General features: G+C 67.0%; 17 protein-coding genes. 10 read left to right on the top strand and 7 right to left on the bottom strand.

The window, feature by feature from the left end; translation table 11 throughout:
* Window positions 1-86 precede the first annotated feature (86 nt).
* The gene (locus AC5RTT_RS11275; protein ID WP_009356651.1) at window positions 87-263 is read right to left on the bottom strand and encodes a CsbD family protein; all 177 of its coding nucleotides are present in this window, start codon (window positions 261-263) and stop codon (window positions 87-89) included.
* Between the two features lie 132 nt (window positions 264-395).
* On the opposite strand from AC5RTT_RS11275, the gene AC5RTT_RS11270 reads away from it, so the two are divergent.
* The 5 genes from AC5RTT_RS11270 (at window position 396) to AC5RTT_RS11250 (ending at window position 4,663) form a co-directional block, all read left to right on the top strand.
* On the top strand, window positions 396-854 hold the full coding sequence (locus tag AC5RTT_RS11270) for an SRPBCC family protein (protein WP_494051637.1): 459 nt from the start codon (window positions 396-398) through the stop codon (window positions 852-854).
* Entirely contained in the window at window positions 854-1,540 is a 687-nt protein-coding gene (locus tag AC5RTT_RS11265) for a pentapeptide repeat-containing protein (protein ID WP_494145256.1), read from the top strand. Before AC5RTT_RS11270 ends, AC5RTT_RS11265 begins: the two co-directional genes overlap by 1 nt.
* A gap of 200 nt (window positions 1,541-1,740) precedes the next feature.
* The gene (locus AC5RTT_RS11260) at window positions 1,741-2,967 is read left to right on the top strand and encodes a thiolase family protein (RefSeq protein ID WP_494145255.1); all 1,227 of its coding nucleotides are present in this window, start codon (window positions 1,741-1,743) and stop codon (window positions 2,965-2,967) included.
* Window positions 2,967-3,791, top strand: a complete 825-nt coding sequence (locus tag AC5RTT_RS11255) for an enoyl-CoA hydratase/isomerase family protein (protein ID WP_494145254.1) — start codon at window positions 2,967-2,969, stop codon at window positions 3,789-3,791. The genes AC5RTT_RS11260 and AC5RTT_RS11255 overlap by 1 nt, the downstream gene beginning before the upstream one ends.
* Window positions 3,791-4,663 carry a 3-hydroxyacyl-CoA dehydrogenase family protein gene (locus tag AC5RTT_RS11250; protein WP_494145253.1) on the top strand — a complete coding sequence of 291 codons (873 nt, stop codon included), beginning with the start codon at window positions 3,791-3,793 and terminating at the stop codon, window positions 4,661-4,663. Before AC5RTT_RS11255 ends, AC5RTT_RS11250 begins: the two co-directional genes overlap by 1 nt.
* A 21-nt stretch (window positions 4,664-4,684) precedes the next feature.
* On the opposite strand, the gene AC5RTT_RS11245 is transcribed toward AC5RTT_RS11250, so the two are convergent.
* Window positions 4,685-4,918, bottom strand: coding sequence for a DUF6480 family protein (locus tag AC5RTT_RS11245; protein WP_494145252.1), 234 nt, complete (start codon window positions 4,916-4,918; stop codon window positions 4,685-4,687).
* Window positions 4,919-4,994: 76 nt separating this feature from the next.
* On the opposite strand from AC5RTT_RS11245, the gene AC5RTT_RS11240 reads away from it, so the two are divergent.
* Window positions 4,995-5,603: a GNAT family N-acetyltransferase gene (locus AC5RTT_RS11240; RefSeq protein ID WP_494145251.1), complete on the top strand. Its 609-nt coding sequence runs from the start codon at window positions 4,995-4,997 to the stop codon at window positions 5,601-5,603.
* Between the two features lie 17 nt (window positions 5,604-5,620).
* Here AC5RTT_RS11240 and AC5RTT_RS11235 read toward each other — a convergent pair whose 3' ends face one another.
* A complete protein-coding gene (locus AC5RTT_RS11235) occupies window positions 5,621-6,532 on the bottom strand; it encodes an SGNH/GDSL hydrolase family protein (protein WP_494145250.1) in 912 nt (303 codons plus the stop codon).
* A gap of 176 nt (window positions 6,533-6,708) precedes the next feature.
* On the opposite strand from AC5RTT_RS11235, the gene AC5RTT_RS11230 reads away from it, so the two are divergent.
* Window positions 6,709-7,407, top strand: coding sequence for a tyrosine-protein phosphatase (locus AC5RTT_RS11230; RefSeq protein WP_494145272.1), 699 nt, complete (start codon window positions 6,709-6,711; stop codon window positions 7,405-7,407).
* Window positions 7,404-9,563, top strand: coding sequence for a S1 family peptidase (locus tag AC5RTT_RS11225; protein ID WP_494145249.1), 2,160 nt, complete (start codon window positions 7,404-7,406; stop codon window positions 9,561-9,563). The genes AC5RTT_RS11230 and AC5RTT_RS11225 overlap by 4 nt, the downstream gene beginning before the upstream one ends.
* A gap of 75 nt (window positions 9,564-9,638) precedes the next feature.
* Here AC5RTT_RS11225 and AC5RTT_RS11220 read toward each other — a convergent pair whose 3' ends face one another.
* Window positions 9,639-10,346 carry a DUF4397 domain-containing protein gene (locus tag AC5RTT_RS11220; RefSeq protein ID WP_494145248.1) on the bottom strand — a complete coding sequence of 236 codons (708 nt, stop codon included), beginning with the start codon at window positions 10,344-10,346 and terminating at the stop codon, window positions 9,639-9,641.
* 121 nt (window positions 10,347-10,467) lie between these two features.
* Complete coding sequence (locus AC5RTT_RS11215; protein ID WP_494145247.1) at window positions 10,468-10,920, bottom strand: PaaI family thioesterase; 453 nt, start codon at window positions 10,918-10,920, stop codon at window positions 10,468-10,470.
* 120 nt (window positions 10,921-11,040) lie between these two features.
* Here AC5RTT_RS11215 and paaZ point away from each other — a divergent pair, with 120 nt between their 5' ends.
* A complete protein-coding gene (gene paaZ, locus AC5RTT_RS11210; RefSeq protein ID WP_494145246.1) occupies window positions 11,041-13,152 on the top strand; it encodes a phenylacetic acid degradation bifunctional protein PaaZ in 2,112 nt (703 codons plus the stop codon).
* Window positions 13,153-13,364: 212 nt separating this feature from the next.
* Window positions 13,365-13,772 (top strand): VOC family protein, encoded by a 408-nt coding sequence (locus AC5RTT_RS11205; protein WP_494145245.1) that lies wholly within the window; start codon window positions 13,365-13,367, stop codon window positions 13,770-13,772.
* A 57-nt stretch (window positions 13,773-13,829) separates the two neighbouring features.
* On the opposite strand, the gene AC5RTT_RS11200 is transcribed toward AC5RTT_RS11205, so the two are convergent.
* Together AC5RTT_RS11200 and AC5RTT_RS11195 are read right to left on the bottom strand one after the other, a co-directional pair.
* Window positions 13,830-14,135 (bottom strand): hypothetical protein, encoded by a 306-nt coding sequence (locus tag AC5RTT_RS11200; RefSeq protein ID WP_494145244.1) that lies wholly within the window; start codon window positions 14,133-14,135, stop codon window positions 13,830-13,832.
* Between the two features lie 12 nt (window positions 14,136-14,147).
* Window positions 14,148-15,103: S1C family serine protease (locus tag AC5RTT_RS11195; RefSeq protein WP_494145243.1), on the bottom strand; the 956-nt coding region annotated here is incomplete at its 5' end.

The raw sequence follows: 15,103 nt of genomic DNA, 5'->3' as shown, positions 1-15,103 counted from the left end.
GCAGAACGGCGGCGGATCCGGAAGGGATCCGCCGCCGTTTCTGGCTGTTGCAGCACGCCGTTCGCTGCGGCTGCGCCAGCAAGGAACTAGTCGCGCTTGAACTCGTCCTTGACGCTTTCGCCAACCTTCTTGGCATCAGCCTTGACCTGGTCCTTCTGGCCTTCAGCCCTCAGGCGGTCATTGTCAGTCGCGTTGCCCGCAGCTTCCTTGGCCTTGCCGCCCATGTCTTCTGCTGCATTACCGATCTTGTCTCCGAGGCCCATGATGGACTCCTTTCGTTTCGTCGATCAACCTGACCACTTCACCCTAACACGAAGCATGCTTACTATTTCAAGCCCGTGTATCCGCGGGCGGATGCCTGTTGATTGTCAGTGCCCGGGGCTAGGCTCGGAACCATGGAACAAACCACCACGCTCACCCAGCACATCCAGGCCGCCCCGGAGAAGGTGTGGTCTGTCATCACGGACATCCCGGGCTCGGCGGCAACACTGTCCGGCGTGGAGGCGGTCCAGCTCCTCACGGACGGCCCGTACGGCGAGGGAACCCGGTGGAAGGAAACCCGGAAGATGTTCGGCCGGTCGGAAACCGTGGAGATGTGGGTGGACCAGGTGGATCCGCCCCGCAACACCACGGTGAAGGCCGTCCAAGGCGGTGCGGATTACAGCACGCGCTTCAACCTTGCTCCGCGGGACGGCGGAACGGACCTCACAGTCACGTTCGGGGCAGGGGTTGCCAAGCCCACTGCCGCAAGCCGCATCATGATGGCGCTTTTCGGAAAGATGGGCCTGGCGGCCACGCGCAAAGCCTTGGCCAAGGACCTGGCGGAGATCGCAGCGAAGGCTGAGTCGCTGTAGTGGCGGACGCCCGGCCCGCGGCCCGGAAGAAACCGGGCCAGGGGGTCGCGGCGCCCCGGCTTTCACAGGTGGTGCCGGAGGACCTTTCGGATGAGCCTGCGCCGGAGTTCCTGCGCGGCGGGAAGTACGACGGCGTCCGGTACAGCCGCGTGGTGGCGGACGGCCTGGACCTGACAGGGGCGGACTTTGCCGAGTGCGAGTTCCAGGGCGCGTCGTTCAACGACGCGCAGCTCCGCGGCGCAGGTTTTCGGGACTGCATCCTGGGCGAGCTGTACGCCCCGGTCTTCCGGGCAGCCCGGAGCACCTGGCGCGACGTCGAGCTCCACAACCCACGGCTGGGCTCCGCGGAACTTTACGAAAGCGGTTGGCAATCGGTCCGCATCGACGGCGGCAAGCTGGACTTCCTCAACCTGCGGGGCGCGAAAATCACGGACGTCCTCATCACCGGCTGCATCATCAACGAGCTGGACCTGGGCTCGGCCACCGCCACCCGGGTGGCCCTTAAGGACTGCACCATCGGCACCCTTGACTTAGCCGGTGCCAGGCTCAAGGATTTCGACCTCCGGGGCACCGATTTCCGTGGCATCAGCGGACTGGGCAGCGTCGCCGGAATGGTGGTCGACGATTACCAGCTGGGACTCCTGGCGCCGCTCCTGGCTGCGCACCTCGGCATCACCATCCTCTAGCTGGAGGTTTTGTCGACTTGCGGCGACCTACGCGCCGCTGAAGTCCCCGCGTAGCGGTCGCCAGATGTGGACAATAACTCCAGAGGTACGCAACGGCCGTCCTGCCGTGTACTATTTACAGAACGAACGGTCGGTAAGTGGGTGATTCCGCTATGCCGGATGCCGATGACAGTGCTGTTTATCGCATGAAGGGTGTTTCCATGGCTGCAACCGCAGGTCCGCAGGCTTTCCTTGTTGGCGGGGTCCGAACGCCGGTGGGCAAGTACGGCGGCGCGCTCTCGTCCGTCCGCCCCGATGACCTTGCCGCTTTGGTAGTCCGGGAAGCCGTAAACCGGGCGGGCCTGGACCCGGACAGCATTGACGAGGTCATCCTGGGCAACGCCAACGGCGCGGGCGAAGAAAACCGGAACGTGGCCCGGATGGCAACCCTGCTGGCCGGGCTGCCGCTCCACATTCCCGGAATCACCGTCAACAGGCTGTGCTCCTCGGGCCTGAGTGCCATCATCCAGGCCAGCCATATGATCAAGGCCGGTGCCGCGGACATCGTGATTGCCGGCGGCGTGGAGTCCATGAGCCGGGCACCGTGGGTGCAGGAGAAGCCCGCCGCAGCCTTCGCCAAGCCGGGCCAGATCTTCGACACTTCCATCGGTTGGCGCTTCGCCAATCCGCATTTCCAGCACGGTGCCCTGTCCCGCGACGGCAAGATGACGTACTCCATGCCGGAAACCGCGGAAGAGGTGGCCAGGGTGGACAGCATCTCCCGCGAGGACGCCGACGCCTTCGCCGTCCGCTCGCACGAGCGGTCCCTCGCCGCCATCGAAGCCGGCCGGTTCAAGGACGAGATCGTCCCCGTCACGGTGAAGACCCGCAAATCGGAAAGTGTGGTGGACACCGACGAAGGCCCGCGGCCGGGAACCACCATGGATGTCCTCGCCGGGCTGAAGCCGGTGGCGCATGGCGGCACGGTGGTCACCGCCGGCAACTCCTCATCCTTGAATGACGGCGCCTCCGCGATCATCGTGGCCTCCGAGGCCGCCATCGAACGGCTGGGCCTGACGCCCCGGGCACGCATCATCGACGGCGCGTCGGCCGGCTGCGAGCCGGAGATCATGGGCATCGGCCCGGTTCCCGCCACCCAGAAAGTCCTGAAGCGAAGCGGCCTCAGCGTCGGCGACCTTGCCGCCGTCGAACTTAACGAAGCCTTCGCCACGCAGTCCCTTGCCTGCATCCGCCGGCTGGGCCTCGAGCCGGACATCGTCAATAACGACGGCGGCGCCATAGCCTTGGGGCACCCGCTCGGTTCCAGCGGCGCCAGGATTGCGATCACCCTGCTGGGCCGGATGGAACGCGAGGACGCCAGGATTGGCCTCGCCACCATGTGCATCGGCGTGGGCCAGGGCACCGCAATGCTGCTGGAGAAAGTCTGATGCCCGGCGCCGTGGACCTGGCCGCGGAAAAGTTTCACGCCCTCCTGGTGGAGGAACGCAGCGACCGGGTGGTGGTGCTGCTCAACAGGCCGGAGGTGCGGAACGCCATCGACCAGCAGATGGTGGACGAACTGCACACCGTCTGCACCGCGCTGGAACAGAACCCCAAGATCCTGATCATCGCCGGCGTGGATGGCGTCTTCGCCTCCGGGGCGGACATTGCACAGCTCCGGGAGCGCCGCCGGGACGACGCACTGCAGGGAATCAACTCCACCATCTTCGTCCGGATCGCCAAGCTGCCCATGCCGGTGATCGCGGCCCTGGACGGGTACTGCCTGGGCGGTGGGGCGGAACTGGCATACGCGGCCGATTTCCGGATCGGCACGCCGGCCGTGCGGATCGGCAATCCCGAAACCGGGCTGGGGATCCTCGCCGCAGCCGGCGCCAGCTGGCGGCTCAAAGAGCTGGTGGGGGAGCCGGTGGCCAAGCAGATCCTGCTGGCCGGCCGGGTCCTTGGCGCCGATGAGGCGCTGGCAGTCAACCTCATCACCGAAATCCATGAGCCGGACGGCCTGCTGGACGCCGCCCACCACCTCGCGGACGGGATCGGGCGGCAGGATCCGCTGGCGGTCCGCATCACCAAATCCGTGTTCCATGCGCCGGCCGAGGCCCACCCCCTGATCGACCAGCTGGCCCAGGGGATCCTGTTCGAGTCCGAGGCGAAGTTCGAGCGCATGCAGCAATTCCTGGACAGGAACGCCGCCAGGAAGGCTGGCAAGGTAGCCGGCCGGGCGGACGGCAGTGAAACCGGAAAGAAGGACTGATGACCAACCCCCAACTTGTCCCGGGGCTGCCCTCACATGTTGGTGTCCTGGGCGGCGGCCGTATGGGCGCCGGCATCGCGCATGCCTTCCTGGTGAAGGGCGCCGACGTGCTGGTGATCGAGCGCGACGAGCCATCCGCCGAGGCAGCCCGCGAGCGGATTGAGGCGGCGGCGGCCAAGAGCATTGAGCGCGGCGCCACCGACGCGAACCTGGACGAAATGGTGTCGCGGCTGGCTGTGGGCGTGGACTACGACGCCTTCACCGGCCGGCAGCTGGTGGTGGAGGCCGTGCCGGAGGACTGGGACCTGAAGGTCACCGCCCTGCGCGGCATCGAGGAACGCCTGGCCGACGACGCGTACCTCGCTTCCAACACCTCGTCACTGTCCGTCAACGGACTTGCCGGCGAACTGAAGCGGCCGGAGAACTTCCTGGGCCTGCACTTCTTCAACCCGGTCCCGGCGTCCACCCTCATCGAAGTGGTGCTGGGGGAGCGCACGTCACCCGGACTCGCTCAGGCCGCCAAGGGGTGGGTGGAGGCACTCGGCAAAACCGCCGTCGTCGTCAACGACGCCCCGGGGTTCGCGTCCTCGCGCCTGGGGGTCGCGATCGCGCTGGAGGCGATGCGCATGGTGGAAGAGGGCGTCGCCTCGCCGGAGGACATCGACGCCGCCATGGTCCTGGGCTACAAGCACCCCACGGGGCCGCTTCGGACCACCGACATTGTGGGGCTGGATGTCCGGCTGGGGATTGCTGAGTACCTGCACTCCACCCTGGGGGAGCGGTTCGCGCCGCCGCGGATCCTCAAGGACAAGGTGGCCCGCGGTGAACTGGGACGCAAGGCCGGCAAGGGCTTCTTCGACTGGTCCAGCTAGGACGGCGCTTTAGGCGGTTGCCTAGTCGAAGAACCCGACGATATAGCCGACGAAGTAGAGCAAGGACAGCAGGACCACGATCCCGATGATCGCGATCCACAGGAACTGGGTGCTTTTCTTGGTCCCGTGCTCGTCGTGCCCCTGTGGGCCGGCGGTGGAGGCTTCGCCTGGCGGGGTCTCTCCCGGGGGCACGCCGCCGCCTGGCTCCAGGCCTGTGATTTTGTCGTCCTCCGGGTCCGGATTTGTTCCTGACACGTCAACTCCCTTTTGCTCGCCGTCCTGGTGCTGTCCCAGCGTAACCGGCACCGATGAGGGGGCCTAGGCTGGTGCAGTGACTTTCCTAGAACCCCTTACCCTGACCGGCCGCCATGTAATCCTGGAGCCGCTGGCCGAGGAGCATCACGACGGCCTGGTTGCTGCGGCAACCGACGGTGAGCTGTGGAAACTCTGGTACACCTCGGTGCCCGCGCCGGAGGAGATGGCCGAAGAGATCCGGCGCCGCCTGGCGCTGCAGGACGAGGACTCGATGCTGCCGTTCACCACCCGGCTGATCGACCCCGCCACCGGGGGTCCCGGCAGGATCATCGGGATGACCACATATATGAATATCGACGCCGGCACGCCCCGGGTGGAGATCGGCTCCACCTGGAACGCGGCGTCAGCCCAGGGCACGGGCACCAATCCGGACTCCAAGCTGCTGCTGCTCCGGCACGCGTTCGAGACCATCGGCTGCCCGGCCGTCGAGTTCCGCACGCACTGGCTCAACCACCAGTCGCGCGAGGCGATCGCGCGGCTGGGTGCCAAGCAGGACGGCGTGCTGCGGAACCACTCCCGGACCCGCGACGGCATCCTCCGGGACACCGTGGTGTTCTCCATCCTTGAGCACGAATGGCCCATGGTCCGCGCCGGGCTGGAGCACAGGCTCGCCCGGCGCGGGTAGACGGTCTGGAACAAGGACTAGGGTCGTGCCAGCTGCCGCAGGTTTACTGAGGACAACAACGCCTCGGCGTACTGGGCGTGGCCTGCCGCGTTGGGGTGGAAGCTGCGGGGATCGAAGTGCAGGGCTCCGTTCTCATCCACGAACGCGCCAAAGAAGATCCACGGATTGGCCGTGTTCACTTCATGTCCCGCGAACCTCGAGGTGACATCGACATACACGGCGTTTGCCCCATAGAGGGCATTGGCTGTTGTCACAGCCGAAGCAATGGTGGTGTTGAGTGCTGCAGTGCCAAGGTTGACAAGATTCTGATTTTCGACGGGAATGATTGGTGCGCCTGCAATCGGATTAAACAGACGGGGGTAGCCGAGGACCACGATCCGCGCGCGCGGCGCCTGCTGGTGAATGGCGGCCAGGAGCTCCACCATCTTTGCACCAACTACCGGCATCGCTGCAGTTGCCGCCTGCACGGCCTGGTTGCATGCTTCAGCGGTCGAAGTGGCGCAAACGAAGAGGATTGTGTTCACGCTTACATCGTTGGCGCCTGCGGTCAGGCTGACGAGCTCTGTGTCTTTCGAGAGCTTCCCTGACGTAATAAGCGCTGCAAGCTGGTCCTCCACGCTGGTGACGCCGTCCCATGTGGGTTCCGTCAGGAGAGCGCCATGGCACGCCTCGTTGTCCACAAGCTCGACAGGGTTTACGCGGTCCACGATGTCCACGTAACCGCCGGCAGTCTGATCGCAAGGAAAGGTTTGGGCGAAGGTGCCCGCTCCGGTGCCCGCAGTATACGAATCACCCAGGGCAACGTAATCGACGTCGCGAACAGGGGGAGCGGCCGTGGCCGGAACAGCCGTAAAGCCCAGGGCCATGGCCAAGGTGGCGAGGCCGGCCGCAAAAGCTGATTGTCGCCGTCGTACTGGTGCAATTCCCATCGCATTTCTCCTTTGAACACCACCTCAAGCACAAGCGTGTAGGTGTAAGTTACGCCCGGCGCGGGCGGGCGTCATCAGCGCGCGGCCCGCAATTTCCCTAATTCTTCCCCAATCGTGACGTGCGTCTCCTGTGACTGGTGTGATTAGCTGGCCGGGTGACGAAAACGGGCAGGTCCATGGATTGGGACGGTGCTGTCAACGCGTGGCACGTGGCCGGCGGCGTTTACCGGATGGGACGCCGCGAATGGCTGACGGAGGCGGGCTGGCAGCAGGCGTTCGACGACGGCGTCCGCACCGTCGTCGACCTTCGCAATGCCGCGGAGGCGCGCCGCCGGGACACCGATCCTTTGGTGTCGGACGCCGCATGGCACGGCATGGCCGTCATCTCGGCACCCACCGAAGAACCCGGCCACCCCTGCTTCACCGAACTGTGCGGTCCCTACCTCAACGATCCCGCCTTCTATGCGGACAACGCCCGCATCTTCCCTGCAAAGCTGGTGGGCGTCTTCCGGGCGCTCGCGGAAGGGGCGGACCGCGGCGGGGTGATCCTGCACTGCGCCGCCGGACGCGACCGCAGCGGCATGGTGGCCGCCATGGTGCAGGACCTGGCGGGGGACTCGGACCAGGACATCGCCGAGGGCTACCGCCGCGCCGCCCGCGGCATCAATGAGCGCTACCGGACCCACGGTCCGCCGCATGACCGGGAACGCTACCTGGACGACGCCGAACTGGCACCGCTGCTCGAGCGGCGCGGGGCCGCCGTGGTGGAGTTCGTCCGTGCCCTGGATACCCGTGGCTACCTGCTCCGGAACGGCCTCAGCACCGACGAACTCGACGCCGTGCTGGCTCTGTGCGGGATGGGAGTGGCCCGATGAGGGCGGCCCACCTGCGCCGGCTCCTGTCCATGGGCGCCGTCGCCGGGGTGCTGGCGTCCTCCGCCTACGTGACTGCTCCTGGATGGGCGGCGGACCAGGCTCCTGAGGCTCCCGACGTCGGGCTATCCGACGGCGGCCCAGGCCTTTTGGAGGCGGCGCTCGCCGAAGCGGTGCAGCGGGATCTTGGCCTCACCCAGGCGCAGTTCGCGTCGGCTGGGGAGCTTGGTTCCCGGGCGGCTGCTGCGGCCGTGCAGCTCCGCGACGTCCCGGGCTACGTAGGCATCAGGCTGGAAGACGGCCGGGTGGTGGTGACAGGGTCCGGTGCCGAGCTGCTGGCAAAAGTGGCCGGGCTCGCTGTTCAAATACCGGAACTGGTGGTGGAGGCACCGGTGCCCGAAGCCAGGCTGGCGGATGCCGGCGCCGCAGCTGCCCCTGGCGAAGGGCCGGAACTGGCCGTCAGCACCGAACAGCTGTTTCAGGCCTACGTGCGCGAGGTCGGCACGGAAGGACTCCAGGCTGTGCTGGCGTCCGGCGGAAAATTCGTGATCCGCACCGGCGGCGTCAACACGCCCGAGTCAACCGGGAAGACCGGCACAACAGCCGTTCCGGCCCGCGCCGGAAAGGTGTCGCCCGCCGAGTTCGTGGCCAAGTACGCCAACGTGGAGCTCGACGGCGGCGCCTCGCTTGCGCCCGAAGCGGACGTTCCCGGGGGAGTCGGCTACATCGCCGACACCGGCTGGGTCTGCTCCACGGGCTTCTCCGCCTTCGACCCCGCAGGCCTGCCCGCTGTTCTCTCCGCCGGGCACTGCGCCTCCGATGGTGCGGCGAAGTCCGCAACCCTGCAGTTCCTCGGTGAGCCTGCCGGCCTGCTGGGCGACTTTGGCTTCAGCCAGTACGGCGGCCCGGGCAACTCGAGGGTCCTGGACCCCAACACCTCCACCGGCCCGGGCGGCACGGCTCTGACTGACCCCGGGAATGTGGGCACCGACATCTCCGTCATCGAGTCCCTGCGCACCGACGTGGACCCGCTGCCGGCAGCCAGCACGTGGGGTCACCCCGCCGAGCCGGGCCCGGACGTCAAGATCATAGGCAGCGCAGACCCCGTGCCGGGAATGCCGGTGTGCCGCTCCGGACGGACGTCATTCTGGTCCTGCGGGACCATCGATGCGGTGGGGATCTTCGTTGTCCCCGGCCATGGCTACGCAACGGACCCCAGCGACCTGCGGGCCTTCCGCGGTTTCCTGTCCTACGCCGTGCAGTCCAGTGGCGGTGACTCCGGCGGCCCCTACGTCAGCGGCAACTACGCCGTGGGGACGCATGCTGCCGGCGACACCCCGGATGAGAACGGCAACGTCATCCAGAACATGGCCATCGCGGCGACCCTCAGCGAGGGCCTGGCTGTCCTGCCGGGTTACCAGCTGGAAGTTTTCCTCAACAAGCCTGCCGTCACCAGCCCCGCGCCCGGCGGCACCTTCGAAGCGGGGCAGCCGGTCAGCGGCACTGTTCCCGCCGCACCAGCTTCCGCCGTGGCTGCCGGGTCAACAGTCCGGATCACCCTGGACGGCGAAGATCCCTTCGAGGTTCCGGTGGACAGCGCCGGAAACTGGAGCTTCACGGCCCCTGAAAGCATCCCCGGAGGCAGCGGAAAGCTGCGCTTCACCGCCGAGACGGTCAACGGGTTCAGTGTTTCCGGCACCAGCAGTTTCGAGTTTGCGGGTGTGCCGGAAGAGCCGACGGCACCTCCGGCACCGGCTGAACCGCCTGCGCCTCCGGTGCCAGTCGAACCGGCAGCAATGGTGCCTGCTCCCGCGCCCACCGGAACGGCACCCGCCAGCCCGGCACCGGCCAGCCCGGCACCGGCCAGCCCGGCACCGGCCAGCCCGGCACCGGCCAGCCCGGCCCAGGCTGACCCGGCCCCCGCCCCGCCGTCGGATCCTTCGGACGGCGGCGCCGCCGTCGTACCTTCCCCGACCGGGACGCCGCGCGCCGGCCTGGCCGATACATCGGGCCCGGACACTGCGGGCTCGACTGGCGGGCTCGCCTACACCGGCACCAGCGCACTCCTGCCGGCGGCAGGTGCCGCGTTGGCGGCGCTCGCCGTCGGCATCCTCCTGACAGTCCTGGTCCGCCAGCGGAACCGGCGCCGCGTCCCCTAGTTTCGAATGGGCGGGGACGCCTGGGGCGCCCCCGCCCATGTGGCCAGCCATCGGGGCCGGACCTCCTGCCCGCGGTCAGCGGTGACCGTGCCACCTGTCGTCGCTGTCAACCACCTGCACGGCCGTGGCCAGGGTGCCGTCGGCCAGGCTTCCCCAGGCATAGACGATGGTGTTCGCCCCGCCTGCAACGGTGATATCAGTCGGGCCGATCACCGGGGCGGTGGTTCCTGCCGCGGCTACCGAGGTTGAGACCGTGCCGGCCCTCAGTTTCAGCACAGCTTCATCGGGGTTCGTGAGGCCTTGGATAACGGGTTCGCCGTTAGCCAGCACGTCGACGGCGGGAGCTGCGGCCACGTGCCTGACCGTCAGTTTGCCTTTCCGGTCATTGCGCAGGCCCTTGGTGCTGTTTTCGAACAGCGAAGCCGTGGGGGCGCCCTCGGCGCTGAGGTGGGCCACTGCTGTGTGGTTGCCACCCTCGTCGAGCTGCACATCCACAGGCCCGATCACCGGGTCCTTGGCGGAGGTGGCATCGGCGGCAGTCACGACAATCTGGTAGTCGCCGGCAGCCAGTTCCAGCGGCCCTGCCAAGGTGCCGGGAGTGAAGTCATCAAGCGTGAGGTTCCCGTTCACCCACACGTCCACCGTCAGGACCGGAACACCATGGAGGACGGACAGCAGCGCGCCGTCGTCGTCGTGGTGCCAACCGCCGGCCTGGGCGGGAGTGGCGAAGGCCAGCGAGGCGGCCAGGGAAAGTGCTCCGGCGGCGTAACCCATTCTGCGCATATCAAACTCCTTCAAGGATGCCCGGCAGCCCGGGCTGTTTGTGCTTACGCGCTTAATACCGCGGAAGTGCAATCTGCGGATGCAGCGTGGGGGAATTTTTCCTGGCTAGTGCTTGTGGCGGCTAGTGCTTGTGGCGCCGCATCAGCAGGTTGGTGATGCGGAGCGTGCACAGCCGCTGGCCGATCTCGTTGGTGATCAGCACCTCGTGCGTGGTGAGCGTGCCGCCGAGGTGGATGGGCGTGGCGGTGATGGTGACCAGCCCTTCCCGCGCGGACCGGTGGTGCGTGGCGGAAACATCGACGCCCACCGCCGTCTTGCCTATCGTGCTGGCGTGGATCACGGCGGCCCAGGAGCCCACCGCCTCGCCCACGGCCAGCGAGGCCCCACCGTGGAGCAGTCCGAATGACTGCCTGTTGCCCTCCACCGGCATGGTGGCCACAACGCGGTCCACTGACTCCTCCACGATCTTCACCCCCATCTTCTCGTCCAGCTCGCCGAGGGTGATCTTCCACAGCTCATGCTCTGTGGGGGAGTGGTCCTGCGTCTCGGCGGAATTCGGAACAGGGGTGCTCATGGGAGTCTCCTTCGGTGTTGCCGGACGGCACATTCATGTATGGTTCTTATATTACCGAACGGACGGTCAGTAATCATCGACCGCCTTTCTGCCCCCCCTTGTTGGAAGGACCCGTCAACGATGACCACCACAGCCACAGCTCCCCAGGCCACGGTCGACACCGTGGAGACAGTGCCCAGCTTCATCCAGGATGCCTGGTGGACCCCCGACGCCGGCACCTCTTCCTCGGCAGTCCCGGTCCGTGACGCGAGCACCGGGGAGATCCTGGCCAAGGTGAGCACCGAGGGGCTGGACCTGCAGGCCGTGGTGGACTACGGCCGCGGCACCGGCCAGGAAGAACTGGGCAAGCTCACCTTCCACCAGCGTGCGCTCAAGCTCAAGGAGCTCGCGCAGTACCTGCACGCCCGGCGCGAGCACTTCTACAACTTCTCCTTCCAGACCGGCGCCACCAAGATCGACTCCATGGTGGACATCGACGGCGGCATCGGCGTCCTCTTCACCTTCGGCTCCAAGGGCCGGCGCGAGCTGCCCAACTCGCAGGTGGTGGTGGACGGGCCCATGGAAGTGCTGTCCAAGGACGGCTCCTTCGCCGGCGAGCACATCTACACCCGCATCCCGGGTGTGGCCGTGCAGATCAACGCCTTCAACTTCCCGGTTTGGGGCATGCTCGAAAAGTTCGCCCCCGCGTTCCTCGCCGGGGTTCCCACCATCGTCAAGCCCGCCACCCCCACCGGCTATGTTGCCGCGGCTGTGGTCAAGGCCATCGTCGAATCCAACATCCTGCCGAAGGGCTCGCTGCAGCTGATCTCCGGCTCGGTCCGCGGCCTGCTGGACGTGCTGGATTACCGCGATTACGTTTCTTTCACCGGCTCGGCCTCCACTGCCCTGTCCCTGAAGTCCCACCCGAACGTGGTCCAGGGCGGCGTCCGGTTCACTTCGGAGACCGACTCCCTGAACGCAGCCATCCTCGGCCCCGACGCCGTGGAGGGCACCCCGGAGTTCGATGCCTTCGTGAAGTCCGTGGTCACGGAAATGACCGTCAAGGCCGGCCAGAAGTGCACCGCCATCCGCCGGACCATCGTCCCGGAGGCGCTGGTGCCCGCCGTCGTGTCCGCCATCGGCAAGCGGGTCCAGGAGCGCGTGGTGCTCGGCGACCCCCGCGGCGAAGGCGTCACCATGGGCGCGCTGGCCTCCGTGGAGCAGCTCCAGGACGTGCGCGCCGCCGTGCAGTCCATGCTCGACGCCGGCGGCGAGCTTGCGTACGGAACGCTGGATTCGCCGTCGGTCACCACCGCCGACGGCACCTCCGCGGTGGTGGAGGAAGGTGCCTTCATGTCTCCCGTCGTGCTCAGCTGGAACGATCCGGAAGCGGAGGCGCTGCACTCCCTGGAGGCCTTCGGCCCCGTTTCGTCCGTGATCGGCTACAAGGACCTGGCCGACGCCGTCCGCCTCGCCGCCCGGGGCAGCGGCTCCCTGGTGGCCACCGTCTGCACCAACGATCCCGCCGTGGCGCGGGAACTGGTAACGGGCATTGCCGCCCATCACGGCCGCGTGCTGATGCTCAACCGCGAGGACGCACGGTCCTCCACCGGCCACGGATCGCCCGTGCCGCACCTGGTCCACGGCGGACCCGGCCGCGCCGGTGGCGGCGAGGAACTGGGCGGGATCCGCTCCGTCATGCACCATATGCAGCGCACCGCCATCCAGGGCTCGCCCAACATGCTCACGGCCGTCACCGGCATCTGGCACGCCGCGGCCGACCGCAACTTCACCGTGGAAACCGAAGGGACCCATCCGTTCCGCAAACCGCTGGAGACGCTGCGGATCGGCGACGCCGTCCGGTCCGACCTGCGGCAGGTCACCCTGGAGGACATCACCGCCTTCGCCAACAGCACCGGCGACACCTTCTACGCCCACACCAACCAGGAAGCCGCCGAAGCCAACCCGTTCTTCCCTGGCATCGTTGCCCACGGCTACCTGCTGCTCAGCTGGGCCGCCGGTTTGTTCGTGGAACCAGCGCCGGGCCCGGTGCTGGCCAACTACGGGCTGGAGAACCTGCGCTTCATCACCCCGGTGGCTGCCGGCGACTCCATCCGGGTCACTCTCACCGCCAAGAAGATCACCCCGCGCGAGACGGACGAGTACGGCGAGGTGGCCTGGGACGCCGTCCTGACCAACCAGAACGACGAGATCGTGGCCACCTACGACGTCTTAACCCTCGTCGAAAAGTAACCCCACCCCCGGACGCTCTCTCACTCCCTGCGGCTTTTTCCCGGACGCTCTCGCACTTCCTGCGGCCTTTGCCCAACGCGGCTCACCTGAGATGAGAGAGCGTTGGGGGTTTGGGCGCTAAAAGTGGAAGAGCGTTTGGGTTTGGGGCGCCAAAAGTGGAAGAGCGATTTAGGGGGTGGGGGCGTAAAATTCTGCCCGTAGGAGGTGGCCACATGACCCTAAGAATGAAATCAGCCACAACCATCCTGCCAGTCGATGATGCAGCCCGCGCCCACAGTTTCTACACCGAGAAACTTGGACTCCCGCACCGCGGTATGACAGACGATGGAAGCGAAATACTGGGCATCGACGGCGGCGCCATGCTGCAGCTGATGCCGGTCAGGGACGGCAAGCACTCGGAACACACGGCCCTCAGCTTCGAGGTCACGGACATCGAGCAAACTGTCCGCGAGATGGAGTCCATGGGCGTGCAGTTCCAGGACTACGACCTGCCGAACCTGAAAACCGAGAACCACATCTGCACCACGGGCTCGGAGAAGAGCGCGTGGTTCATGGACAGCGAGCACAACATTCTCTGCGTCCACGAAAATCTGGGCAACAGGATGGAGTACCAGCTCTAGGCATCACAGAAACACCAGGGGGCCCCGGAAATCCGGGGCCCCTGGTGTTTTGTGGCGTCAGGACTCGGCGCCGCCGTGCAGGGCGTCGTCGCTGCTGTCGTCCTCGGGTCCGGTGCCTCTGCCGCCTTCGCTTTGGTCGGAGAGGTCCATGTTGCCGCGGGCCTCGTCAATGGTGGGGCCGCCGGAGGGAACGCTGTAAGTATCCGGGCGGATCCCGTGGGACTGCTCCTCGATCAGTGCCTGCTCCTCGCTGAAGCGGATCACGTTCGCTTCGTCGCCGGCGTCGCCGGGAACGTCCTCACGGACTTGGGAGGGGTCGGGAACGATGAAGCCTGCGTCCGGTTCTTCTTTGGAGTTGCTCATTTCCATACCTTCCTATCGGGTGGTGCTATCTCTGGGACGTTCGGCGAGGTCGACCTTGACGTCCCGGATCGCGTCGCCGCGCTTGACGGCAAAATTCACGGTGTCGCCCGGATTGCGGCCTCGCAGTTCGGACAGGAGCTTCTCTGGCGCGGTCAGTTCCACGCCTTCCATCGACTCCAGGACGTCCCCCGGGCGGATCCCGGCACGTCCGGCCGGGCCGTCCTCGGAAACGGCCAGCACCAGCACGCCGGAGACCTTCTCGAGGCCCAGCTGCGCGGCGATCTGGGCGGTCAGCTCGCCTGGGGTGAGGCCCACGTAAGCGTGCTCCGCGGTGCCGTCAGCCAGGAGTTCCTCGGCCACTTCCACGGCGGTTGCGGCGGGGATGGCAAAGCCGAGGGCAACGGCGCCGGCGGACGGCGGGATATAGGCCTCGCTGATGCCGATGATTTCGCCGCGCATGTTGATCACTGCGCCGCCGGAGTTCCCCGGGCTGATGGGGGCGTCCGTCTGGATCAGGTCTACCAGGGACAGGCTGTTGGACGCCGACCCGGGAATTGAGCGGTGGAGCCCGGAAATGATGCCGGCGGTGGCAGTGTTCTCGAAGCCGAGCGGCGAGCCCAGCACCACGGCGCCCTCGCCCACCTTGGGCAGGGTGGTCTGGTACACCGGCTTCGGCAGCCCGGTGCGGTCGGCCTGCACCAGCGCGAGGTCCGTGACGGGGTCGGTTGCCCGGACGGTGCCCTCCACCCGTTGGCCGTCCGCGAAGGCGACCTCAACCCTGGTGTTGCCGCGGATGACGTGCTCGTTGGTCAGGATCAGGCCATCCTCGGAGTAGACTACGCCGCTGCCCAGCCCGCCCTCGGTGAAGATGGTCACCACCGACGGCGCAAGGTTCTCCACGAGCTGCGGAATGCCGCCGGCGGCGTCCTCCACGCCGGGCGCGGGCACGGAAGCGGCCGGGCTGGCTG

The sequence above is a fragment of the Arthrobacter sp. Y3221157 genome (genome assembly GCF_059089865.1).
Note: the sequence above shows the minus strand (reverse complement) of the source record. Positions and strands in the feature narration are given on the sequence as shown.